The sequence below is a fragment of the Aeromonas sp. FDAARGOS 1418 genome (assembly GCF_019048585.1).
Classification (GTDB): domain Bacteria; phylum Pseudomonadota; class Gammaproteobacteria; order Enterobacterales; family Aeromonadaceae; genus Aeromonas; species Aeromonas caviae.
In genome coordinates this window covers 947,501-970,771 of sequence record NZ_CP077387.1, presented here as the reverse complement: position 1 = coordinate 970,771, position 23,271 = coordinate 947,501, and the positions used below count along the sequence as shown (strand labels likewise).

At 62.3% G+C, this 23,271-nt stretch carries 17 protein-coding genes, 1 tRNA gene and 3 rRNA genes (1 of these 21 running past the window's edge); 8 read left to right on the top strand and 13 right to left on the bottom strand.

All coding sequences use genetic code 11. The features are described from left to right. The first annotated feature begins 318 nt into the window (after nucleotides 1-318). The 4 genes from I6L48_RS04610 to I6L48_RS04595 all read left to right on the top strand — a co-directional run bounded on the left by I6L48_RS04610 (nucleotide 319) and on the right by I6L48_RS04595 (nucleotide 5,159). Nucleotides 319-1,317: a BMP family protein gene (locus tag I6L48_RS04610; protein WP_041212138.1), complete on the top strand. Its 999-nt coding sequence runs from the start codon at nucleotides 319-321 to the stop codon at nucleotides 1,315-1,317. Between the two features lie 101 nt (nucleotides 1,318-1,418). After that, nucleotides 1,419-2,996: an ABC transporter ATP-binding protein gene (locus I6L48_RS04605; protein ID WP_216987813.1), complete on the top strand. Its 1,578-nt coding sequence runs from the start codon at nucleotides 1,419-1,421 to the stop codon at nucleotides 2,994-2,996. 76 nt (nucleotides 2,997-3,072) lie between these two features. Then, nucleotides 3,073-4,191: an ABC transporter permease gene (locus I6L48_RS04600; RefSeq protein ID WP_128344606.1), complete on the top strand. Its 1,119-nt coding sequence runs from the start codon at nucleotides 3,073-3,075 to the stop codon at nucleotides 4,189-4,191. Nucleotides 4,192-4,193: 2 nt separating this feature from the next. Then, nucleotides 4,194-5,159, top strand: coding sequence for an ABC transporter permease (locus I6L48_RS04595; RefSeq protein ID WP_010672471.1), 966 nt, complete (start codon nucleotides 4,194-4,196; stop codon nucleotides 5,157-5,159). 63 nt (nucleotides 5,160-5,222) lie between these two features. Here the strand turns inward: I6L48_RS04595 and I6L48_RS04590 are convergent, their stop codons facing one another. Further along, a complete protein-coding gene (locus I6L48_RS04590; protein ID WP_039039541.1) occupies nucleotides 5,223-6,128 on the bottom strand; it encodes a LysR substrate-binding domain-containing protein in 906 nt (301 codons plus the stop codon). A 118-nt stretch (nucleotides 6,129-6,246) separates the two neighbouring features. Between I6L48_RS04590 and I6L48_RS04585 the strand changes: the two genes are divergently transcribed. The 3 genes from I6L48_RS04585 (at nucleotide 6,247) to I6L48_RS04575 (ending at nucleotide 8,841) form a co-directional block, all read left to right on the top strand. After that, a complete protein-coding gene (locus tag I6L48_RS04585; RefSeq protein ID WP_053288845.1) occupies nucleotides 6,247-7,374 on the top strand; it encodes an S-(hydroxymethyl)glutathione dehydrogenase/class III alcohol dehydrogenase in 1,128 nt (375 codons plus the stop codon). 48 nt (nucleotides 7,375-7,422) lie between these two features. Further along, nucleotides 7,423-8,271, top strand: a complete 849-nt coding sequence (gene fghA, locus I6L48_RS04580; RefSeq protein WP_039039543.1) for an S-formylglutathione hydrolase — start codon at nucleotides 7,423-7,425, stop codon at nucleotides 8,269-8,271. A 63-nt stretch (nucleotides 8,272-8,334) separates the two neighbouring features. Next, nucleotides 8,335-8,841, top strand: a complete 507-nt coding sequence (locus I6L48_RS04575) for a DinB family protein (RefSeq protein WP_216987812.1) — start codon at nucleotides 8,335-8,337, stop codon at nucleotides 8,839-8,841. A 70-nt stretch (nucleotides 8,842-8,911) separates the two neighbouring features. Here the strand turns inward: I6L48_RS04575 and I6L48_RS04570 are convergent, their stop codons facing one another. Next, nucleotides 8,912-9,634: a DUF2807 domain-containing protein gene (locus I6L48_RS04570; RefSeq protein ID WP_042864626.1), complete on the bottom strand. Its 723-nt coding sequence runs from the start codon at nucleotides 9,632-9,634 to the stop codon at nucleotides 8,912-8,914. 298 nt (nucleotides 9,635-9,932) lie between these two features. Between I6L48_RS04570 and ovoA the strand changes: the two genes are divergently transcribed. Further along, a complete protein-coding gene (gene ovoA, locus I6L48_RS04565) occupies nucleotides 9,933-12,080 on the top strand; it encodes a 5-histidylcysteine sulfoxide synthase (RefSeq protein ID WP_216987811.1) in 2,148 nt (715 codons plus the stop codon). A gap of 66 nt (nucleotides 12,081-12,146) precedes the next feature. Here the strand turns inward: ovoA and I6L48_RS04560 are convergent, their stop codons facing one another. From I6L48_RS04560 to I6L48_RS04510, 11 genes are all read right to left on the bottom strand, one after another. Next, nucleotides 12,147-13,118: a bile acid:sodium symporter family protein gene (locus I6L48_RS04560; protein ID WP_216987810.1), complete on the bottom strand. Its 972-nt coding sequence runs from the start codon at nucleotides 13,116-13,118 to the stop codon at nucleotides 12,147-12,149. A 272-nt stretch (nucleotides 13,119-13,390) separates the two neighbouring features. Next, nucleotides 13,391-14,836 (bottom strand): amino acid permease, encoded by a 1,446-nt coding sequence (locus I6L48_RS04555; RefSeq protein ID WP_216987809.1) that lies wholly within the window; start codon nucleotides 14,834-14,836, stop codon nucleotides 13,391-13,393. Between the two features lie 166 nt (nucleotides 14,837-15,002). After that, a complete protein-coding gene (locus I6L48_RS04550; RefSeq protein ID WP_216987808.1) occupies nucleotides 15,003-15,341 on the bottom strand; it encodes a tRNA-binding protein in 339 nt (112 codons plus the stop codon). Between the two features lie 76 nt (nucleotides 15,342-15,417). Next, nucleotides 15,418-16,863, bottom strand: a complete 1,446-nt coding sequence (locus tag I6L48_RS04545) for an amino acid permease (protein ID WP_216987807.1) — start codon at nucleotides 16,861-16,863, stop codon at nucleotides 15,418-15,420. A 103-nt stretch (nucleotides 16,864-16,966) separates the two neighbouring features. Further along, complete coding sequence (locus tag I6L48_RS04540; RefSeq protein WP_073348616.1) at nucleotides 16,967-17,422, bottom strand: beta-galactosidase subunit beta; 456 nt, start codon at nucleotides 17,420-17,422, stop codon at nucleotides 16,967-16,969. Further along, nucleotides 17,419-20,493: a beta-galactosidase subunit alpha gene (ebgA, locus tag I6L48_RS04535; RefSeq protein ID WP_216987806.1), complete on the bottom strand. Its 3,075-nt coding sequence runs from the start codon at nucleotides 20,491-20,493 to the stop codon at nucleotides 17,419-17,421. Before ebgA ends, I6L48_RS04540 begins: the two co-directional genes overlap by 4 nt. 321 nt (nucleotides 20,494-20,814) lie before the next feature. Then, nucleotides 20,815-21,780 (bottom strand): transcriptional regulator EbgR, encoded by a 966-nt coding sequence (gene ebgR, locus I6L48_RS04530; protein ID WP_041214116.1) that lies wholly within the window; start codon nucleotides 21,778-21,780, stop codon nucleotides 20,815-20,817. A 164-nt stretch (nucleotides 21,781-21,944) separates the two neighbouring features. Further along, nucleotides 21,945-22,059: ribosomal RNA gene (rrf, locus tag I6L48_RS04525) — 5S ribosomal RNA — on the bottom strand. Nucleotides 22,060-22,081: 22 nt separating this feature from the next. Then, nucleotides 22,082-22,157, bottom strand: a tRNA-Thr gene (locus tag I6L48_RS04520). 47 nt (nucleotides 22,158-22,204) lie between these two features. Further along, nucleotides 22,205-22,319, bottom strand: a 5S ribosomal RNA gene (gene rrf / locus I6L48_RS04515). 83 nt (nucleotides 22,320-22,402) lie between these two features. After that, nucleotides 22,403-23,271: ribosomal RNA gene (locus I6L48_RS04510) — 23S ribosomal RNA — on the bottom strand; it runs 2,020 nt beyond the window's last position.

Here is a 23,271-nt window from a genome sequence, read left to right as displayed (position 1 = left end):
ATGGCGTCGATGAGGCCGCAGGGCTGGTGCCGATGGAAGCCAGTTTTTTCATCAGGGGAGGAAAACGGTTGCGCCTAACGTCATGAATCCAAACACAAATGTCGATCGAGCCCTATTAATCCCGGAATTTAATTCTGCAAAAACACCATAAAACAAACACTTATAAGGCAATTTGCTTATATTTCAAACCGTTAACGCAAACGTTTTTCCTCTATGATCCCCTTGACCAACGGGCTGGCTCACTTACAGTTAGCCAGCGTGCTTTATGACCTGCCAAGACAGGTTGTGGACCCTCACATAACAATCAAGGATACGATCGTGACTAAAGTGCTCAAGCTGGCCACCGTGGCCGCCCTCACCCTCGCTGCCCTGTCCGCCCAGGCAGCCTCCGAGCCCGCCGTCATCTATGACACCGCAGGCAAATTCGACAAGTCCTTCAACGAAGCCGTGTTCCGCAACGGCGTCGAAGTCTACAACAAGGACAAAGGCGTCAAGGTCAAGGAGTTCGAACCCCAGAACGAAGCTCAGCGCGAGCAGGGCCTGCGTCGTCTGGCCAGCCGTGGCAACGGCCCCATCGTCGCCGTCGGCTTCAACATGGGTTCCGCGGTAGAGAAGGTCGCCACCGAGTTCCCGAACACCCAGTTCACCATCATCGACATGGTGGTCGACAAGCCGAACGTCCAGTCCCTCATCTTCAAGGAGCATGAAGGTTCCTTCCTGGTGGGTGCCCTGGCAGCCATCGCCTCCAAGACCGGCAAGGTCGGCTTCGTGGGCGGCATGGACATCCCGCTGATCCGCAAGTTCCAGTGCGGCTATGAGCAGGGCGCCAAGTACATCAATCCGAAGATCGACGTCTATCAGAACATGACCGGCTCCACCCCGGCAGCCTTCGCCGACCCGGCCAAGGGTGCAGAACTGGCCAAGTCCCAGTTCGCCAAGGGCGCCGACGTGGTCTATGCCGCCGCCGGTGGCACCGGGATCGGTGTCTATCAGGCTGCCAAGGACGAAGGCAAGCTGGCCATCGGTGTGGATTCCAACCAGAACCATCTGCAACCGGGCACCATGCTGACCTCCATGGTCAAGTCCGTGGGTCTGGCCGCGTACAAGAGCTGGGATGACGCCGCCAAGGGCAGCTGGAAGCCGGGCATCCAGTCTCTGGGTCTGGCCGAAGGCGGGGTTGACTGGGCGCTGGACGAGAACAACGCCAAGCTGATCACCCCGGAAATGAAAGCCAAGGTCGAGAGCATCAAGGCCGACATCATCGCCGGCAAGATCAAGGTGCACGACTACATGAGCGACAACTCCTGTAAGTACTGATCCTGCAAATACCGAGTCACAGCTACGACTCTCAACCAGTGATGACCGGCCCGCACGGGCCGGTTTTTAGTCTCTACTTCATGACCCGCAAGGACTGCATCATGGACCAGACAGATCGCTATGCCATCGAATTAAGGGGTATCGATAAGCGGTTCGGCGACGTGTACGCCAACAAGCAGATCGACCTTCAGGTTCGTAAAGGCAGCATTCACGGCATCGTCGGCGAAAATGGCGCCGGCAAGTCGACCCTGATGAGCATCATTTACGGTTTCTACCACGCCGACAGAGGCGAGATGCTGATCGACGGGAATCCGTTCAAACCCCATGGCTCCCAAGATGCGATTGCCGCAGGCGTGGGCATGGTGCACCAGCACTTCATGCTGGTGAACAACTTTACCGTATTGGAAAACGTCATCCTGGGGGCCGAGAACGGCTGGCGCCTGGGCAAGAGCCTGGCGGCCGCCGAGAAGCTGCTGGGCGAGCTGGCACGGGACTATGGTCTCGAGGTGCCGCTGCACGAGAAGGTCGAGGATCTGCCGGTGGGCCTGCAACAGCGGGTCGAGATCCTCAAGGCGCTCTATCGCGGTGCCCGCATCCTGATCCTCGACGAGCCCACCGGGGTACTGACCCCGCAAGAGGCGGATCACCTGTTCGAGGTGCTGAAAAAGCTGCGGGATCAGGGGGCGACCGTCATCCTCATCACCCACAAGCTGCGGGAGATCCTGGCCATCACGGATCAGGTCTCCATCATGCGCCGGGGGGAGATGGTGGCCCATGTCGCCACCAAAGACACCGACAAGGAGCAGCTCGCCGAACTGATGGTGGGCCGCAAGGTGCGCCTCAAGGTCGACAAGGGCACCGCCCAGCCGGGCGAGGCCAAGCTCAAGGTCGAGGGCCTCTCTTACGTCGATGACGCCGGGGTGGAACGGGTCAAATCCGTCAGCTTCGAGGTGCGGGCAGGGGAAGTGGTCGGCATCGCCGGGGTCTCCGGCAACGGCCAGTCCGAGCTGCTCAGCCTGCTCGGCGGCATCCTCAAGCCCAGCAAGGGCGGCTTCACCATCGCCGGGGCGCAGCGCCACGACGTAAGCCAGAGCCACCCGGCCGACCCGGAGCAGGTGCGCAACTTCGGCCTGGGCCACATCCCGGAAGACAGACACAAGATGGGGCTCATCAACCGCTTCGAGGCGAAAGAGGCCTTCATCCTCGGCTATCACCGCCGTGCCCAGTACAACAAGGGCTGGCTGCAGGACAAGGAGGCGATCCGCCAGGATTGCCAGGCCAAGATGGAGAAGTGGGACGTGCGCCCGCCGAGCCCGGAGCACAAGACCGCCAACTTCTCCGGCGGCAACCAGCAGAAGCTGGTGATCGCCCGGGAAGTGGAGCAGGACCCGGATGTGCTGCTGGTCGGCCAGCCGACCCGGGGCGTCGACATCGGCGCCATCGAGTACATCCACCAGCAGATCATCGCCATGCGCGACAAGGGCAAGGCGGTGCTGCTGGTGTCGGTGGAGCTGGACGAGATCATGAGCCTCTCCGACCGCATTCTGGTCATCGCCGATGGCCGCATCGTCGGCGAGCTGGACGGTGCCAGGGCGGATGAACGCACCATCGGCCTGATGATGGCGAACATAGTTCCTGACGACGTGGCGGCAAGCCAATCACAAGGAGCCACATCATGAAGGTCACAACCACTTGTAACGGATTCGGCCTGATGATGGCGAACATAGTCCCCGACGATATCAAGGAGGCCCATTCATGAGCCAAGCACGTGTTCCTGCCTGGATATCCGTGGGCGTGCTGCCCGCAGTCAATATCCTGCTGGCCTTCCTGGTGTCGGCCATCCTGTTCTATTACCTCGACATCAGCCCCATCGAGGCAGCCGAAATCATGTGGTACGGCGCCTTCGGCACCGGCGAGGGGATAGGCTTCACCCTCTACTACGCCACCGGTTTCATCTTCACCGGTCTGGCGGTGGCGGTGGCCTTCCACGCCGGCCTGTTCAACATCGGCGGTGAAGGGCAGGCCTATATCGGCGGCCTCGGGGTCGGTCTGGTCTGTCTGCTGCTCGGGGACGTGCTGCCGTTCGCCCTCTTGCTGCCGCTCGCCATCATCGCCGGCGGCCTGTTCGGCGCGGCCTGGGCCTTCATCCCGGCCTGGCTGCAAGCCAAGCGGGGCAGCCACATCGTCATCACCACCATCATGTTCAACTTCATCGCCGCCTCCCTGATGGCCTACCTGCTGGTGGATATCTTCAAGCCGCCAGGATCCATGGCCACCGAGAGCAAGGTGTTCGCCGTGGCGAGCTGGCTGCCGAAGATGAGCGAGCTGGCGGCCGGTTTCGGCATCGCCATGCCCAACAGCCCCCTCAACATCAGCTTCTTCTGGGCGCTGATCTGTGCGGCCCTGGTGTGGGTCTTCATCTGGCATACCCGCTGGGGCTACGAGATCCGCTCCGTGGGCGCAAGCCAGAGTGCCTCCGCCTATGCGGGCATCTCCTACCCCAAGGTGGTGATCCTGGCCATGGTGATCTCCGGCATGCTGGCGGGCTTCTTCGCCCTCAACGTGCTGCAGGGTGAGCTGCACCAGATCAAGCTCAACTTCGTGGAAGGCTTCGGCTTCACCGGCATCGCGGTGGCCCTGATGGGCCGCAACCACCCGGTCGGCGTCATCATCGCCAGCCTGCTGTTCGGCTTCCTCTACCAGGGCGGCGCCGAGCTCAGCTTCGAGTTCGGGGTGGACCGCAACATCGTCGTGGTGCTGCAGGGTCTGGTGATCCTGTTCTGCGGCGCCCTGGAGCACATGCTGCGCCCGCGCATCGAGCAGGCCTATCTGGCCTTTGCCAACCGCCCGGCCGCCCAAGTGAAAGGAGCCTGATCATGTTCGAAATGCTGATCCTGATGCTGGATGCCACCATCCGTACCGCGCCTCCGCTCATCCTGGCGGCCATGGCCGGGATGTTTTGTGAACGCTCCGGGGTGGTCAACATCGCCCTGGAGGGCAAGCTGCTAGCCTCCGCCTTCGCCAGTGCGGCGGCGGCCGCCGTCACCGGTTCCGCCTGGATTGGGCTGGGGGTCGGGGTGGGGATCTCCATCCTGTTCGCCCTGCTGCACGGCTTCGCCACCATCACCCACCGGGGTGATCAGGTGGTGAGCGGCATGGCCATCAACATCCTGGCGGCCGGTCTCACCGTGACCCTGGGGCGCTACTGGTTCGATCAGGGGGGCCAGACTCCGGCGCTCTCCGGTGCGGCGCGCTTCGCCCCCATCGACCTGCCCTATGCCAAGGAGCTCTATGACGTGCCGGTCATCGGCCAGCTCTACAGCGAGCTCTTGAGCGGTCACTCCCTGCTGGAGTACGTGGCCTTCGCCGCCGTGCCCCTGGCCTGGTGGGTGCTGTTCCGTACTCGCTTCGGCCTGCGGCTGCGGGCGGTGGGCGAGGCCCCGGCCGCGGTCGACACCGCCGGTATCTCCGTGGTGCGGATGCGCTACACCGCCCTCATCATCGGTGGCCTGCTGGCGGGGATCGGGGGCACCTATCTGGCGGTGGCCCAGACTGCCCAGTTCATCCCCAACATGAGCGCGGGCAAGGGCTTCATGGCGCTGGCGGCCCTGGTGTTCGGCAAGTGGCGCCCCTGGAACGCCATGGCGGCCTGTCTGCTGTTCGGCTTCCTCGACGCGGTCGCCATCCGGCTGCAAGGGGTCAGCATCGGCGATTTCCCGATCCCGGTGCAGGCCATCGAGGCGCTGCCCTACATCCTGACGGTCTTCCTGCTGGCCGGTTTCATCGGCAAGGCGGTAGCCCCCAAGGCCCTCGGCACCCCCTACGTCAAGGAGCGGGAATAGCCCCGCCCTTCATGCCATGCAAAAGGCCCGCACATGCGGGCCTTTTCTTTTTCGGGCGACGGCTCAGCCGATGGGGCGCACCAGGGCGGGTTGGTGGGGATCGCTGAGGCGCTCGGCCAGATAGTCCACCAGCAGCCGCACCTTGGGGGAGAGGTGGCGGTTGTGGGGATAGAGGGCCCAGATCCCCTCCTCGGGGGCCCGCAGCTCCGGCAGCAGCTCGATGAGCTCCCCCCGGGCGAGGTGGTCGCTCACGTAGTAGTCCGGCAGCTGGATGATGCCGATCCCCTTGATGGCCGCATCCAGCAGGGCGTGGCCGCTGTTGCACTGCAGCAGACCGCGTACCCGCACGCTGTGGGGTTTACCGTTCAGGGTGAAGTGCCACTCGTCGCCGTTGCCCACCAGGCAGGTGTGACGGGCCAGCTCCGAGAGACTGTTGGGCATGCCGTGGCGGGCGGTGTAGGCGGGGGAGGCGCACACATAGGGTACCCGCTGCGCCAGCTTGCGGGCCACCAGGGTCGAATCCTTGAGGTGGCCGAGGCGGATCGCCAGATCGAACCCCTCGTGCACCAGATCCAGCAACTGGTTGGTGAGGTTGAGGGTCACCTCCAGCTGGGGGAAGCGCACCATGAAGTCGTTCACCAGGGGGGCGATGCGGCTCTCGCCGTAGGAGACCGGGGCCGTGATGCGCAAGGAGCCCTGGGGCACCGCCTGATGGCGCCCCACCGCCAGCTCCGCCTCGTAGAGGTTGTCCAGCAACTGGCGGCAGTGGCGAAAATAGATCTCCCCGAGTTCGGTGAGTCGCACCTGGCGGGTGGTGCGCAGCAGCAGCTTGGCCTGCAGCCTGTCTTCGAGCTGCGCCACCTGGCGGCTCACCTGGGCCACCGACACCCCGAGCTTGCGCGCGGCCGGGGTAAAGCCCCCCTGCTCCGCCACGCTGACAAATTCACAGACCCCTTCCCAGCCGAACATTATTACCTGTGTGTAAAAGTGATTTGATACTTAGCGTTATTATCACCAAATCAGCGGGAAACTACACTGGATCTCCGAACTCATTTCCGTTCATCCAACCACTACGAGGACGTCATTCATGGCACAGGTTCAGAGCATCAAGTGTAAAGCCGCCATCGCCTGGGGACCGGGTCAGCCCCTCTCCATCGAAGAGGTCGAGGTCATGCCGCCCCAGGCCGGCGAGGTGCGGGTGCGCATCGTCGCGACCGGCGTCTGCCACACCGATGCCTTCACCCTCTCCGGTGAAGATCCGGAAGGGGTCTTCCCCTGCATCCTGGGCCATGAAGGGGGCGGTATCGTCGAGTCCGTCGGCGAGGGTGTCACCAGCGTCAAGGTCGGCGATCACGTGATCCCGCTCTACACCCCCGAGTGCGGCGAGTGCAAGTTCTGCAAATCCGGCAAGACCAACCTGTGCCAGAAGATCCGCGCCACCCAGGGCAAGGGGCTGATGCCGGACGGCACCACCCGCTTCTCCAAGGACGGCCAGCCCATCTACCACTACATGGGCACCTCCACCTTCAGCGAATACACGGTGCTGCCCGAAATCTCCATCGCCAAGGTGGATCCGGCCGCCCCGCTGGAAGAGGTCTGCCTGCTGGGCTGCGGCGTCACCACCGGCATCGGCGCCGTGATGAACACCGCCAAGGTGAAAGAGGGTGAGAGCGTCGCTATCTTCGGGCTGGGGGGCATCGGCCTCTCTGCCATCATAGGCGCGCGCCTGGCCAAGGCCGGCCGCATCATCGCCATCGACATCAACGAGAGCAAATTCGAGCTGGCCCGCAAGCTGGGCGCCACCGACTGCATCAACCCGAACGACTATGACAAGCCCATCCAGGAGGTGATCGTCGAGATGACCGACGGCGGAGTCGACTTCTCCTTCGAGTGCATCGGCAACGTCAAGGTGATGCGCGCGGCGCTGGAGTGCTGCCACAAGGGCTGGGGCGAATCCGTCATCATCGGCGTGGCCGGTGCGGGCCAAGAGATCAGCACCCGTCCGTTCCAGCTGGTCACCGGCCGGGTGTGGCGCGGCAGCGCCTTCGGGGGCGTGCGCGGTCGCAGCGAGCTGCCGAGCTACGTACAGCGCTACATGCAGGGTGAGTTCAAGCTGGACGACTTCATCACCCACACCATGCCCCTTGAGCAGATCAACGAGGCGTTCGATCTGATGCACGAAGGCAAGAGCATCCGCACCGTCATCCACTACTGATCCCATGAGCGCCCCGCCCATCGCATGGGCGGGGCAAGGAGTCCTTACATGAATCTGGACATCATCAGCAGCAACAAGAGCTTCGGCGGCTGGCACAAGCAGTATCGCCACCGCTCCAATGTGCTGGGGTGCGAGATGCGCTTCGCCATCTACCTGCCGCCCCAGGCCCTCACCGGCCAGAAAGTCCCGGTGCTCTACTGGCTCTCCGGTCTCACCTGCACCGACGAGAACTTCATGCAAAAAGCCGGGGCCCAGCGCATCGCCGCCGAGCTCGGCATCGCTCTGGTAGCGCCGGACACCAGCCCCCGCGGTGAAGGGGTGGCGGACGATCCCGGCTATGACCTCGGCATGGGGGCGGGTTTCTACGTCAACGCCACCCAGACCCCCTGGCGGGATCACTACCAGATGTACGATTACGTCACCCGGGAGCTGCCCGAGCTCATCGAGACCCACTTCCCGGTCTCGACGAAGCGCGCCATCAGCGGCCACTCCATGGGGGGCCACGGCGCCCTCATCGCCGCCCTGCGCGAGCCAGGTCGCTACCGCTCGGTGTCGGCCTTCAGCCCCATCAGCCACCCGAGCCGCTGCCCCTGGGGCCAGAAGGCCCTCGGCGCCTACCTCGGCAACAACCCCCTGCTGTGGCAGGAGTGGGATGCCTGCCAGCTGCTGCGCCACCACGACAGCCCGCCCCTGCCGACCCTGGTGGACGTGGGGCTGGACGACCCCTTCCTGGCGGAGCAGCTCGGCATCGACACCCTGGCCGAAGTGGCCGCCACCCGGGCGTGGCCCCTGACGCTCAACCGCCATGCCGGCTACGACCACAGCTATTACTTCGTGGCGAGCTTCATCGAGGCGCACCTGCGCTTTCACGCCAACCACCTGGGCGAACCGGCCTGAGGCTGATCCGCTCGTGGCCGCCCCGTCAGCGGGCGGCCATTCACCCGGAAACAGGAGACAAGGATGCCTCTCTTCACCACATTGCTGGCCATGCCTGATCAGTTCGAGCGGCTGCTGGCACAGGTCCCCACCGGCCATCTGGACTGGGAACCCGCCAACTGGGCCGGGATCCCCTCCGAGCGTTTCAGTGCCAGGGGGCACCTCTGCCACCTGCTGGACATCGAGGTGCTGGGCTATCAGGTGCGGTTTCGTCGCACCCTGGCGGAAAGCCTGCCGGAGCTCGCCTCCCTCGATGGCTATCAGCTGGCGCTGGACCATGATTACCCCCGGCAGGATACCGCCACGCAGCTCGACCGCTTTCGCACCGCCCGCCTGCAGACCGTCGAATGGCTGAAGACGGTGCCGTCCGACGCCTGGCAGCGCCGCGCCCGCTATGGCGGCTATGGGGAGGTGACCCTGGACGGTCTGGTGCGCCTGCTCATCAGCCATGACCACCAGCACCTCGCCGGCATGCAGTGGCTGCTGATGCGCCTGAACGCCGATCTGGGCCTCGCACTCCCCCTCGAGTGAGGTGTCGTCCCACAGTGTCGCATCCTGCAAAAAGGCCCGAGGGGCCTTTTTCATTGTTGCGGTGATGGGATCAGCTCCCCAACCGGCTCACCTGACCCGAGCCCGCGATCTCGCTGGTCAGCGCTGGGCTGCCCCAGTAGTTGACCGCACCGGCACCGGCGATCTCTATCTTGAGCCGCGACCGGGCCCGCACCTCGACCTCGCCACTGCCGGCGATGCTCACCTCGACCTCCTCGCTGGCGAGCCCGGCCCCCTTGACGCCACCAGCGCCGGCGATGTTAAGCGCCATCACCCGGGCGGAGCCCTGCCCCAGATCCAGGTTGCCCAGCCCGGCGATGTTGCCTTCCAGCCGATCCAGCGTCAGCCCGCTGGCGACGATGTCCCCCGTGCCCGCCAGGGAGAGCACCAGATCATCCCCCTTGAAGTCGCGCAAGGCGCCGTTGCCAACCCCCGCCAGTGCCAACTCGTGCAGCGTCGGCAGGGTGATGGTGATCTCCAGCGGCTGGGTGGGGTCGAGCCGGTAGCCATCCTTGACCTCGATCTCCAGCTTCTCCCCCTGCTCGGTGAGTACCAGATAGGGCAGCAGGTTGGCCTCCCCCTTGACCCTGAGGGTGTGGCTCTCTCCCGCCACCAGGTACAGGTTGGCGGGCACGCCCGCCAGCACCCGGGTCACCTCATGCCCCAGGGGATGCTGCTGCTCCACCACGGCCCCCTCCCCGCGCACCTTGACGTCATCCTGCCAGCTGCATCCGGTCAGTCCCAGGGCCAGCACCACTCCCAGCATCCATTTCATCCCGCTACTCCTCGTTTCCTCTTTGCCGCACGGCGCGGCAGGTGAGTGGCAATCAGCAAACCCTGTGCCATACGGCTAAAATCATGATTTATATATCCATTTCAATATTTCGAGGCTCGAAGGGTCCATAACAAAGAGTCATTCAGACCACAATCTGGTCAATCTGACCACACCCGAAGGGGGGTGTTGACCCATTTTTTTGGTTGCCGCCCCGGTTCGTTGAGCCAATAGTGATACCTGGTGCGTATAGAGCACTCCATCGCTGCTTCACCCGCCAGAATCAACAAGGAGTCAGAGCGTGACCCAAGCCAGCCACCCATTCGTCCATCCGGGCCTGCCTGCCCCCACCCGCACCCCGCTGCTGACCGGCGACGATCCCGACCACAAGCGCCGCGAGCTCCTCGCCTACTTCTGCCAGACCTTCGATCTCTACGACTCACTGTTCGACTGCCTGGCCGACGAGCGGGCCTGGTTCAACAAGGCGATCCCCCTGCGCCACCCGCTCATCTTCTACTACGGCCATACCGCCGCCTTCTTCGTCAACAAGCTGCTGGCGGCCCGTCTCATCGAGGGTCGGCTCGACGCCCGCATCGAGGCCCTGGTCGCCATCGGGGTGGACGAGATGAGCTGGGACGATCTGGACGAAACCCACTACGACTGGCCCACTGTGGCCGAGCTGCGTGACTACCGCGGCCGGGTGCGCGCCCTGGTGTGTGATTTCATCGAGCGGATGCCGATCGAGCTGCCCATCCATTGGCAGAGCCCGGCCTGGGTCATCCTGATGGGGATAGAGCACGAGCGCATCCACCTCGAGACCTCCAGCGTGCTGATCCGCCAGCTGCCCCTGGCCTGGGTGCGCAGCCAGCCCCAGTGGCCGGTCTGCCCCGAGGCGCGCCACGATCTCGCCGCCGTCCCCGTCAACACCCTGCTGCCGGTGGCCGGCGGCCAGGTGCGGCTCGGCAAACAGGACGCCACCTACGGCTGGGACAACGAATATGGCGAGCGCCACATCGAGCTGGCCCCCTTCCAGGCCAGCCGCATGCTGGTGAGCAACGCCGAGTACCTGGCCTTCGTGCAGGCGGGCGGATATGAAGCGCCCGCCTGGTGGGACGACGAGGGCCGGGGCTGGCGTCAGTATGCCAACGCCCGCATGCCTACCTTCTGGGTCGGCGATCCCAATGAACCCGAGCAGTTGCAACTGCGGCTGATGACCGAGCAGGTCCCCATGCCCTGGGACTGGCCGGTGGAGGTGAACCAGCTGGAGGCCGCCGCCTTCTGCCGCTGGAAGGCGGATCAGACCGGCCTGCCCGTCCAGTTGCCAAGCGAGGGGGAGTGGATGCTGCTGCGGGAGCAACTGGCCGGCGATCAGCCGGACTGGATGGAGGCCCCCGGCAACATCAACCTGGCGCGCTTCGCCTCCTCCTGCCCGGTGGATGCCTGCCCCCAGGGCAGCTTCTTCGATCTGGTGGGCAACGTCTGGCAGTGGACCAGCACAGCCATCGACGGCTTCGAGAGGTTCAAGGTGCACCCCCTCTACGACGACTTCTCCACCCCCACCTTCGACGGCAAACACACCCTCATCAAGGGCGGAAGCTGGATCAGCACCGGCAACGAGGCACTCAAATCCTCCCGCTACGCCTTCCGTCGCCACTTCTTCCAGCACGCGGGCTTCCGCTACCTGGTCTCCCGCCATCAGGAACCCGTCATCGTGAACCCCTATGAAACCGACACCCTGGTCGCTCAGTACCTCGACTTCCAGTACGGGCCGAACCACTTCGGGGTCGCCAACTACGCCGAGGCTCTGGCCGGTCTTGCCAGCGAGCTCTGCGGCCGCCATGAGCGGGCGCTCGACATCGGCTGCGCCACCGGTCGCGCCAGCTTCGAACTGGCTCGCCGCTTCGCCCACGTGGACGGGGTGGACTACTCGGCCCGCTTCATCGACGTGGCCCTGACCCTGGCAAGACAGGACAGCTTCCGCTATGCGGTGCCGGTGGAAGGGGATCTGGTGGAATATTGCGAGGCGCGCCTCTCCCGCCATGAGCTTGGCCGCCAGCAGAGCGAGCGGGTCCACTTCAGCCAGGGGGATGCCTGCAACCTCAAGCCCAAGTACGGCGACTACGACCTGGTGCTCGCCTCCAACCTCATCGACCGGCTGCGGGAGCCCGCCCGCTTCCTGCGGGACATTGCTCCGCGCCTGCGCAGCGGCGGCCTGCTGGTGCTCACCAGCCCCTACACCTGGCTGACCGACTACACCCCCAAGGCCAACTGGCTCGGTGGCATTCGGGAAAACGGCGAGGCCCTCGGCACCTATCAGGCGCTGCAACGGCTGCTGGCGGAGGAGTTCGAGGAGCACATGCCCCCGCGGGACGTCCCCTTCGTCATCCGCGAGACCGCCCGCAAGTACCAGCACACGGTGGCCCAGCTCACCGTCTGGCGCAAACGCTGACGACGCGGCAGACGCGGCAAACGAAAGAGGGAGGCCCATGGCCTCCCTCTTTTTTATCCAGACGACTTACCCCTGCTGAACCTGGGGCAGGGCCTCCTGCTCGCGGTAGCGGCGGGCCAGCACGGCGCACACCATCAGCTGGATCTGGTGGAAGATCATCAGCGGCAGCACCATGACACCGACGCTGGCGGCGGGGAACATGACGTTGGCCATGGGCACCCCGTTGGCCAGGCTCTTCTTGGAGCCGCAGAAGACGATGGTGATCTCGTCCGCCCTGTTGAAACCGAGGCGACGGCTGATCCAGACGTTCCACCCCAGCACCAGGGCCAGCAGCACGCAACTCAGCAGCACGATGCTGGCGAGATCGTACCAGCCGACCTGGTGCCAGATCCCCTGCACCACCGCCTCGCTGAAGGCCACATAGACCACCAGCAGGATGGAGCTCTGATCCAGCTTGCCGATGAGCGGCCGGTGGCTGTCGACCCAGCCACCGATGAGGGGGCGTGACAGGTGGCCCACCACGAAGGGCAGCATCAGCTGCACCATGATGGCCTGAATGGAGTGCCAGGTATCGACCCCCTCCCCCTGCACATTGATCATCAGCCCCACCAGCACCGGCGAGAGGAAGATGCCGAGAATGCTGGAGGCCGAGGCGCTGCACACCGCCGCCGACACATTGCCGCCAGCCATGGAGGTGAAGGCGATGGCCGACTGCACGGTGGCGGGCAGGGCGCAGAGGTAGAGGAAACCGAGATAGATGGCCGGGCTCAGCCACTGGGGCACCAGCGGCGTGAGCAGCAGCCCCAGCAGCGGGAAGAGCACGAAGGTGCTGGCCATCACCACCAGGTGCAGCCGCCAGTGGCCGAGGCCCGCCAGCAGGTTCTGGCGCGACAGCTTGGCACCATGCATGAAGAAGAGCAGCGCCACCGCCAGCTTGGTCAGCAGACCGAACCAGACGGCCACCTGCCCCTCGCAGGGGAAGAAGGAGGCCAGGGCCACCACGGCAATCAGCACAGAGGTAAAAGGATCCAGACGCACGGGGAGTCTCCAGAGAAAGCGCGTCCCGCACGGGAGGGGACGACAGGGCACGGGGAAGGCGTCATCAGGCGGCGACCCCGGATACGAAGGGACAAGCTTACCCCGAACACCCTGTGGTGCAAAGTTGAGCGGCGGCTTCATTTGTTTCATTTTGTTAAACGATAACGCACATTCTAACAGCAAAACTAAACGAGTTTGCCCCTCCGGCCCCGGATCCGGCCAATAAAAAACGGGCGACCCTGGTCGCCCGTCTCCTGTTTGCCACATGCCGGTCAGCGCTGGCTGGCCAGGGTGTCGCTGCCCGCTTTCTTCTCGTTGCCACCTGACTTGCGGGCTTGGCGCTTCTCGAAGCGGGAGATCCACCAGTAGGCCAGCGCCGAGAAGACCGCGGTCATGAAGACGTTGATGAAGAAGGCGCGCACCAGATCCACTCCGGCCGGGAAGGCAGAAGCGCTCATGCTCACCACGAAGATGGCGATCAGCACCGACACCACCCCCATCCCGAAGGTGCGCGACCCCATGCGGAACTCGCGGGGGGTGTCGTCGTGTTTCCAGCGAAACACGAAGTAGGCCACCATGATGAAGATCGGCGGCAGCATGGCAGTCCCGGCGGTGAGATTGATGGCGGTGTTCATCATCTGCTGCACGGATTCCGAGCCGAAGCCGTTGACCACCAGCATCGCGAACACGAAGACAAACTGCCACCAGGCGGCGCGCACCGGCACGCCGTGCTCGTTGAGCTGGGTGGTCTTCTCGCCGTAAACCCCCTGCGGGATCTCGGAGAAGTGGATCTTCACCGGCGCCGAGGTCCACATCATCATGGAGCCGAACATGGCGATAAACAGCACCACGCCGACGAAGCGGCCCACCAGCGCCTCGGAGAGCCCGAAGTACTGCGCCATGCCGGTGAAGATCTCCACCATGCCGCCGGCATAGGTGAGGCTCTCGCGCGGTACGAACACGTTCACCAGCAGGGAACCGACCGCATACATGGCACCGATGACGATACCCGCACTGATGATCACCTTGATAAAGGACTTCTGGCCGCCCTTCACGTCATTGAGGTAGGCCGCTGCGGTCTCGGCACCGCCCGCCGCCTGGAAGATCCAGCACATGATGCCGAGCGTCGCCCAGTTGACGGTGGGAGTCATCGCCTCCAGCGTGATGGGCTGGGCCGGCACATGATCGCCACTCAGAGCCATGAGGGCGCCCAGCACATAGATGGCGAACAGGGCAAACACCCCGTAGGCCACTATTTCGGCAATCTTGCCAAGCCAGCTCGCCCCCTTGGTGGAGATGTGGGTCGCCGCCGCAAACAGCACGATGGAGATGATCGAGGTGACCATGGGCGAGAAGCTGTACTCATAGCCCAGCATGGCGTAGGAGGCGTAGGCGATGACGTTGGGCAGCAGGGAGACGAACCAGAACAGGTTCACGAACCAGTAGAGAAACGAGCCCAGATAGGCCATCCGGGTGCCGAGCGGTTTTTTAAGCCAGTCGTACATCCCCGACTCGGAGTTTTTGTTGGCCGAGACGAACTCGGCGATGATGAAGACGAACGGGATGAAGTAGACGATGGTCGCCAGCAGGAAGATGGGGGCGGAGCTAAGCCCCAGCTCGATGTTGTTGTTGACGATGTTGCGCACGTTGAACACGGCGGCAAAGGTCATCGACAACAGGGCAAACTTGCCTATGGTGCCGCGTACGGATTCAGACATGGTGTCCTCCAGTGGACTTGCGCTCCCTGCGGGTAACGCTGTGACTCTGTGATGTGTTCGGCAAGGGTCTGTCGGCCCCGCGCTTTACTCTCTTGTTATGATCGGGCCGCGTGGGCGGCCTCGTTGGTGAACCGGTACCGTCTCCCGCACCGGCTCGCAATACCAGTCAGACGATCGGAGTGCCCGGCGCCATCGGCACCCGCGGCTGCAACAGCACGCTCTGGCTCTCGTCCGGGGTCTCGGCGCAGAGCAACATGCACTCGGATCGCTCGCCGCGCATCTTGGTGGGCTTGAGGTTGGTCAGCACCACCACCTCGCTGCCCATCAGCTCCTCTTCGCTGTAGTAAGGCACCAGACTGGTGACTGTCTGCAGCGGCCGCTCGCCACCCACATCGATCTGGACGATGTAGAGTTTGTCGGCCCCGGGGTGACGCACCACCTCCAGTACCTTGCCCACCTTCATCTCGACCCGCTTGAATTCGGTAAACTCGATCGTCTCGCTCATGCTCTTTTCCTTTTCTGGTTCAACGGTTTGCGGGTGGCCAACGGCCACCCGGTTTTATTCGGATTCAATGCAGTGGCTATGGCGTCTGCATGGCAACCTGCGCCGTCGGCTGGGCCTCTTTGGCGCGCGCCTCGGCACTGAGGGAGGCCTCGTAGCGGTTGTATTTCCACCAGGCGAAGCCGAGGAAAATCACGATCCCGCCGACGTTGTAGAAGATGATGGTCATGATGTCGGCGCCGGTCGGGAAGGTGGAGGCGAGGAAGCCCACCGAGAAGATGGCGATCAGCACCGACACCACGGCGATGCCGGTGGTGCGCGAACCCATCCTGAAATCCCGCGGCAGGTGATCGAGCTTCAGACGCAGATTGAGGTAGGCCAGCATGATGAACAGCGGCGGCAGCATGGAAGCGGCGGCGGTCATGTTGATGACGGTGTTCATCAGATCCTGCGCTGTGTTGGAGCCCAGAGTCGGGATCACCATCAGCGGCAGCACGATGAGGTACTGGATCCAGGCTGCACGGGCGGGCACGCCGTTCTCGTTCAGCTCGACGGTTTTCTTGCCGAAGATGCCGGCCGGGATCTCGGAGAAGAAGATCTTCACCGGGGTCGCCGTCCACATCAGCAGGGAGCCAAACATGGCGGTGAAGGAGACCAGACCGACGAAGCGGTTCATCAGGATCTCCGGCAGGCCGAAGTAGGCTGCCAGCCCTTCAAACACCTGCACCGAGCCGCCGGTATATTTCAGGGTGTCGCTGTGGACGAACACGTTGATCAACAGCGATGCGATGGAGTAGAGCACCCCGATAAAGATCCCGGCGACGATGATCACCTTCACGAAGGATTTGGAGCCCCCTTTCACGTCATTGACGTAGACCGCCACCGACTCGGCGCCACCGGCCGCCATAAAGATCCAGGTGGTGATACCGAGGAAGGCCCAGCTGAAATCGGGGACCATGGCCTCTACCGTGATGGGGTCAGCCGGTTGCACGCCGCCCACCAGTGCCGCACCCGCCAGCAGAATGTAGGAGAGGGTCAGCAGCAGCATCAGGGACGAGGTCACCGAGGTGATGGGGCCGAGCATCTTGGCGCCGTTGGTGGAGACGTAGGTGGCAAAGGCGAACAGCACCATGCTCAATGCCGTGGTCGCCACCGGAGTGAGAATGTATTCGTAGCCGAGAAAGGCATAGGAGGCGTAGGCGATGACCCGCGGCAGCAAGGAGGTGAAGAAGAAGAGGTTCACGAACCAATAGGTGTAGGCGGAGATAAAGGCCCAGCGACCGCCGAGGGAGCTCTTCACCCAGGCATACACCCCCGCTTCGGAGTTTTTGTTCAGTGACACAAATTCCGCAATGATGAGGCAGAACGGAATGAAGTAAAAAAGGGTGGCCAGAAAGAACATCGGGGCCGAGGCCAGACCGATTTCGATGTTGTTGTTGATGACGTTGTTGAAGCTGAATACCGCCGCGAAGGTGAGCGACAGCAGACCAAACTTGCCTATCGTATTGCGTTTGGAATCAGACATGGTGCATCTCCAGACCTGTAGTTATCTCAGCGAAAGAGCGGGGCATGATGTGTAGGGTGAGCCCCGCCCTTCCGGCTTTTGTCAGTGCAGAACCGGCGGCTTGTTATTTGTTTTTGAAGTAGCCGCCTTCGACGGTGACCTTGATGATCACCTTGCGCACCGGCGCATCGCCGACGAAGCGGTAGGCCTCGTCGTTCTCGAAGATCACCACCTGCCCGTTGCCCACCTGCTGGCGCTCACGCACCTCGCCTGCCAGCCACTCGCGGTCTGTGGTGTCGTCATAGGCCTGCTCGACCCGCAGCTCGCTCTTGGCTGCCCACTCCACCGTCTCTTCCCCTTCCAGGTAGTAATGAACGTCGAAGTAGCGGCGCTGCCCCTCGAACAACGAGGTGGCCGGACTGGCCCCCTCCTGCAAGCGGTAGGTGAGGGAGTCACCGATGGAGTGGCAGATACCTGGCTTGAGGTTCGCCAGGTTGTTGATGGCCTCCACGCAGCGGCCCCACTTCTTGCCTTCCCGGTAGATGTTTTTGAACAGGGTCAGGTTGTCCAGGGTGATCATGCGAGGTTCCTCCCGCCGTTGATGGTGAGATCGAGCCCGGCCAGCGCAGCCGGATTGAGGTTGCCACGGGCGATGGGCAGCAGGGTCAGGCCGAAGCTGAACGGCTCGAAGCGCACCCGCCAGGAGTCCAGCACCTCGGAGCCCCAGGAGTTGGAACCCAGCCCCAGCACCTTGTGATCCAGATTGAGGGTGAGATAACCACTCGGCTCCAGCTCGTTGATGTGTTGCGCCGCGTGAATATGCTCCCAGCTGTAGGGCCAGACGCTCAGGTTGATGGGGGCATCAGGCCGCACGTAGAGACCGGCGCCGTGGCGGTTGGTCAGGGTCGCCCAGCGCACCTGCTGGCGGTTGCCGTTATCCTGCGGGAAGGGGTAGTGCTCCCACATCTCGCTGACTGTGCTCTGGAAGCTGTCGATCCAGTTGCTCTGGCGGCTGTCCTGATAGTTCTCGCCCGGCCCCATGCCAAGGTAGTGCACCCGGTCGAGATCCTGACGAATGCCCAGCTCGAAGCCGATCTTGGGGATGATGTCGTCATAACCGCCGTAGGGCTGACCGGACAGTGCCACGTGCAGCTGACCGTTCGGGCTCAGGGTGTAGACGTAGCGGCAGCGCATACCGAAGTCGAACACCGGCGGCGCGATCAGGCTCTCCACCGTCACCTCCACCGCCTCACCCAGCTGACGCCAGCTCAGAGTGCGGAAGTGCTCCTGCATGATCTGCAGGTGGTTCGGGTACCACAGGCTCTCGTACTCCTGCTTGTGGTTGTCGATCATCGGCTTGAAGAAGGTGAGGCGTGGCGCCCGCTCAATCAGCTCGATACCGTCCTGCTGCCAGCTCACCAGCTTGCCATCGAGGCGTGAGAAGCGCAGGGCAAAGCCGCTGCCGCTCAAGGTCAACACGAGGCGCTCGTCGGCAATCTGCAGCGCAGTGGCGTTGGGGTTGGCAAAGGGCTGCAGCTGGCGAGTCGACTCTTTCAGCTGGAACTGGTACTGGCCAAGCTCGTGCTTCGCCGCGCTGTAGCGGGTGGCGGTGGCCTTGATGACCCGCAGCTGGACGAAGGTTTCTCGCCCATCGAGGGATGGCAGTTCGAGTTGCCGCTCAGTGGTGGCACCGGGAGCCACCCCTTCCAGCCGGATCTGCTGGCTGGCCAGCAGTTCGCCCTCGGCCTTCACTTCGACCAGCAGACGGATGTCGTCGAGATTGGAGAACCAGTAACGGTTTTCCACTTCCAGCTTGCCGCTCGCCAGATCCAGCGCGCGCACCTTGACCGGGCAGATCACCTGCTTGTATTCACGCAGGCCAGGCCCCGGGGTCTGATCCGGATAGATGAGGCCATCCATGCAGAAGTTGTAGTTGTTGGGATAGTCGCCGTAGTCGCCGCCGTATTTGTAGACTGGGCGGCCCTGCTCGTCCTGATCCAGAATGCCGTGATCGCACCACTCCCAGATGTAGTGACCCTGAATGTGGGGATGGCGGTCAAACACCTGCTGGTATTCGCTCAGGCCACCCGGGCCGTTGCCCATGGCGTGGGCGTATTCGCAGAGGATGCGTGGCTTCGCCATCGGGAACTCGCCGAAGCAGTTCATCTGGGAGACGCGGGAATACATGGTGCTGACCACATCCACCACCTCGGCATCGCGATCCTCTTCGTAGTGCACCAGCCGGGTCGGGTCGATCCCCTTGCAGCGCTGGTACATGGCTCTGATGTTGCAACCGTAGCCGGACTCGTTGCCGAGCGACCAGATGATGATGGAGGGGTGGTTCTTCTGGGCGTGCACGTGGCGCTCGATGCGATCCACGAACACCGGCTCCCAGAAGGGGTCGTCGGTGATGCGGCTGAGATCGCCGACGTTGGCAAAACCGTGGGTCTCCACGTCGGTCTCCGCCATCACGAACAGACCGTACTGGTCGCACAGCTCGTAGAAGCGAGGGTCGTTCGGGTAGTGGGCGGTGCGCACCGAGTTGAGGTTGTGCTGCTTCATCAGCACAATATCGCGCTCCACCCTATCCATACCGACCGCGCGGCTCTTGAGGTGGTCGTTGTCGTGGCGGTTCACCCCGTGCAGCTTGAGGTAGTGGCCGTTGACGTAGAAGAGGCCATCCTTGACGGTGATTTCACGCACCCCGACCCGCTGCGGGATCACTTCCAGCAGCTCGCCCTGACCGTTGTAGAGGGAGAGTTGCAGCTGATAGAGGTAAGGATCTTCGGCGCTCCACAGATGGGGGTTGGCCAGATCCAGCGTGAAGCGGCAATCACACTTGCCATCGATGGCGAGATGGTCGAGCGAGCCGCTGGCGATCTCGCTGCCCTGATCCAGCAGGGACCAGACCAGACGGTGATCACGGGCTGGCGCTCCCAGATTATCCAGCTGGATATCGCAGCTCAGGGTGGCGCTCTGGCTGTCATCGGCCAGCGCGGTCTGGATGAAGAAGTCCTGCACATGGGTGGCCGGTTTGCCCACCAGGTAGACGTCGCGGAAAATCCCCGCCATCCACCACATGTCCTGATCTTCGATATAGGTAGAGTCCGCCCACTGCATCACTCGCACCGACAGCAGGTTTTCGCCAACCTTGGCGTAGGCGCTGATATCGAACTCGGCGGTAAGGCGGCTCCCCTTGCTGAAGCCGACGTAGTGGCCGTTCACATAGACCTCGAAGTAGGTCTCCACCCCGTCAAACTTGATGATCACCTGTTCGCCATCCCAGGCCGGGCTCAGCGTGAAGCTGCGCTGATAGGCGCCGGTGGGGTTGTTGGTCGGCACGAAGGGCACATCGATGGGGAAGGGGAAGCCCTCGTCGGTGTACTGCAGCTGGCCGTGCCCCTCCATCTGCCACATGTTGGGGACGGCTATCTGGCCCCAGTCGCTCATGGGGCTGTGATAGAAGGCCTCCGGCACCTGCAGGGGGTGGTCGAAGTAGTGGAACTGCCACTGACCGCTAAGGCTCAGAAAACGGCGGCTCAGCTCGCGCTGCATGGTGGCCGCCAGCGCGTGGTCGGCATAAGAGAAGAAGTAGGCACGCGGAGCCAGCCTGTTTTCACCAACGAATTGGACGTTTTCCCAGTTATTCACATGTCCTCCCGGAACAAGGCAACGTTAACTGGGTAAACCCTAGATAAATATTTACTAAATATCAGTTTTGAATAGGTAAAGTTTTAACCTGATCACAGTGAGCGGATGGTTTTGTGAGCGAGATCAGAAGCGGAAGATAAAAGGGAATAGGGCGGATGGGTGTGGCATGGATGTTGATGATAGCTGGCTGAATGGCAGTAAAATCAACTATAAAACATTGTGATGTGACGTCATTGGATGATATGGCAAAGCAGTTTGCTTGGTAGGGGTGTCGCACCACCGCAAGATGGCACGACTAAAATGCAGGGTATTTTACTAAAATCAGCGCGTAGTGCCACGCAGGGTCAACTTGCTCGGTACCAGCACCCGAAGGGGAATATCACGCTCGTCACGTAGCCGTTCGACCAACAGATTGACTCCCTGGGAGCCCATCAACTCGGAGTGGATCCGCACCGTTGAGAGCGGCGGGAAGGTGAACTTGGCGGTCGGGATATCGTTGACGCTGATAAGCTCGATCTGCTGGGGAATCGCCAGTCCCTTCTCGTGGATGGCACGCAGCACGCCGATGGCGATGGAGTCGGAGGCGACAAACAGTGCCCTGGGCCAGTCGCCGGCCAGCATCTCCTTCGCCAGCTTGTAGCCGGAAGCGCTGGAGAAGTCTCCGCGATAGAGATCGCTCTCCTGTACCACGCCAAGCCGCTGGCCATAATCGCGAAAGGCGAGTTCCCGCAGATCCGGGCCATCATCCTGGCCACCGATATAGCCGATGCGCTGATGGCCCTCGGCGATGAAGAAGTCCACTACCTGCTGGCTGATGAGTGCCAGATCCACGTCAATCGAGTCAAAATCCCCCTGGGAGCGGCAATCCACGAACACCAGCTGGGCAGACAGGCCGCGCAGCACGGCCAGCCGTTCTTCCGGCAGATGGCCGATGACCAGGATGCCATCGACGGCAGAGAGCTCACGCCCCTCGGCACCGTTGTAACAGTGGGCCAGCTCGATGTTGAGGCGGGTGCACTGGGTCTCGATGCCGTAGCGGATGGCGAGGTAATAGGGATCGTTGACCTCGGTGCTCTGGGGATAGGCGTAGACAGCCAGGAGCTGCAGCTTGCTCTTGTGCACCCCTTTGCGGGCGCTGCTGGTCTTGTACTCCAGCCGCTCGGCAATCTCGAAGATCTTCTGCCTGGTCTCGTCCTTGACGCTCAGGCTGGGATCCTCGTTCAGCACACGGGATACGGTAGCAAGCGATACCCCCGCCTCCTGTGCAATTTCCTTCAACGTAGCCATCAATACCTCGCAGGCAGCATCACGTGTTCATCGGGCAACGGCTAAAGAGTAACGAGCAATCCCTTGATAGCCCAGCATTTTTACTGAAATAGAAGCAGGGAATTGCGGCGGGAGGACAGAAATGCAAAAAGGCCTCCCGCATGGGAGGCCTCTTCTGAATAGGTGCCTGACAGTGTCCTACTCTCGCATGGCGAATGCCACACTACCATCGGCGCTACCGCGTTTCACTTCTGAGTTCGGCATGGGATCAGGTGGTTCCACGGCGCTATTGCCGTCAGGCAAAAGCTGTACTGCTTGAAAATGGTGCTGATACCCAGAATCGAACTGGGGACCTCATCCTTACCAAGGATGCGCTCTACCGACTGAGCCATATCAGCACACTAACCGGTAAAGACCACGCTCAATGCGTAATCTAAAATTGGGTGCCTGGCAGTGTCCTACTCTCGCATGGCGAATGCCACACTACCATCGGCGCTACAGCGTTTCACTTCTGAGTTCGGCATGGGGTCAGGTGGTTCCACTGCGCTATTGCCGCCAGGCAAAATCTTCAATCTGAGAAAGCTGATTTAGTTATTCGTTCTCGGTATCTGCTACAAGTCTCTGAACACTTCTTGGGTGTTGTATGGTTAAGCCTCACGGGTAATTAGTATGGGTTAGCTCAACGTATCGCTACGCTTACACACCCCACCTATCAACGTTGTGGTCTCCAACGGCCCTTTAGGACCCTCAAGGGGTCAGGGATGACTCATCTCAGGGCTCGCTTCCCGCTTAGATGCTTTCAGCGGTTATCGATTCCGAACTTAGCTACCGGGCAGTGCCACTGGCGTGACAACCCGAACACCAGAGGTTCGTTCACTCCGGTCCTCTCGTACTAGGAGCAACTCCCTTCAATCATCCAACGCCCACGGCAGATAGGGACCGAACTGTCTCACGACGTTCTGAACCCAGCTCGCGTACCACTTTAAATGGCGAACAGCCATACCCTTGGGACCGACTTCAGCCCCAGGATGTGATGAGCCGACATCGAGGTGCCAAACACCGCCGTCGATATGAACTCTTGGGCGGTATCAGCCTGTTATCCCCGGAGTACCTTTTATCCGTTGAGCGATGGCCCTTCCATTCAGAACCACCGGATCACTATGACCTACTTTCGTACCTGCTCGACCTGTCCGTCTCGCAGTTAAGCTGGCTTATGCCATTGCACTAACCTCCTGATGTCCGACCAGGATTAGCCAACCTTCGTGCTCCTCCGTTACTCTTTGGGAGGAGACCGCCCCAGTCAAACTACCCACCAGGCACTGTCCGCGAGCCCGATTCAGGGCCCTGCGTTAGAACATCAAACATACAAGGGTGGTATTTCAAGGACGGCTCCAGCGCAACTGGCGTCACGCCTTCAAAGCCTCCCACCTATCCTACACATGTAGGTTCAATGTTCAGTGCCAAGCTGTAGTAAAGGTTCACGGGGTCTTTCCGTCTAGCCGCGGGTACACC